General features: G+C 68.0%; 1 protein-coding gene. It reads right to left on the minus strand.

Annotated elements, in window-relative coordinates:
* The coding region (locus tag ACYVJ0_RS13510; protein WP_460818374.1) for an IS30 family transposase at positions 1-1,100 on the minus strand (1,100 nt) is incomplete at its 3' end.
* Between the last annotated feature and the right edge of the window lie 23 nt (positions 1,101-1,123).

Consider the following 1,123-nt stretch of genomic DNA (forward strand, 5'->3'; position numbering starts at 1 on the left):
GTTTTGCGTGGTCGTCCGTTGAGCGAGTCCTGGATCGCGGTCAGCTCAGCGCGGGTGACGATGCTCAGATCGGTGCTCTTCGGCAGGTACTGGCGTAGCAGTCCGTTGGTGTTCTCGTTGCTTCCGCGCTGCCACGGGGAGTGCGGGTCGCAGAAGTAGATCGGGATGCCGGTCGCTGTCGTGAACTCGGAATGCTTGGCCATCTCGGCGCCCTGATCCCAGGTGATCGTCCGCGCCAGCGACGCCGGCAACGCGGTGATCGCCTCGCGCATTGCGGCCTCCACCTTGTCGGCGCTCTTCCCGTCGGGCAGGTGCAGCAGAAGTGTGAGGCGGGTGCTGCGTTCAACGAGGGTTCCCACGGCGCTGCGACTGTTCTCACCGAGGATCAAGTCGCCTTCCCAATGCCCCGGCACGGCGCGGTCTTCGACCTCCGCGGGGCGCTCGCTGATCATCACCATTCCTGGCAGCCGGCCTCGCCGGTCCGTCGCGGTCCGCGACTTCCGTGCCGCACGCCCCGACCGCAGGCAGCGGGCAAGCTCGCGGCGCAACTGCCCGCGTCCCTGCACGAACAGGGATTGGTAGATCGTCTCGTGACTCACGTGCATCTCCGGGTCGTCGGGATGCTCCAACCGTAGGCGGGCGGCGATCTCCTGCGGAGACCACAGTTGCTCCAGCTGCGTCGCGACAACCTCGAGCAGCCGTCCACCGTCAAGCTTGAACGGCTTCGGGCGGCGGGCCTGCTCTCGCGCGTCCTCATGCGCCCGCCACGCCGAGTACCCCTCCCGCCCGCCGCCGCGCTTGACCTCGCGGCTGACCGTCGACACCGCCCGTCCCAGGGCGAGCGCGATCGCGGTCAACGTGTCACCGCGCGCGAGACCAACCAGGATCTCCTCACGGTCGAGGATCGTCAGATGCCCCTCGCGCGGCTCCCAGCCGAACGGCTTCCCGTCGAGGTGACGCCCTTCCCGCGCCATGCGGCCGACCATCGGGGCCGTGCACCCGATCTCGCGGGCGATATCGATGAGCCGCCACCCCTTCGAGTGGAGACGGAGCGCGAGCTGCTTCTGCTCACGACTGAGATGACCATGCTTGCCCTGCAACGAATGCCTCCCGAGATCAGCGT

The organism is Microbacterium petrolearium (genome assembly GCF_054782875.1).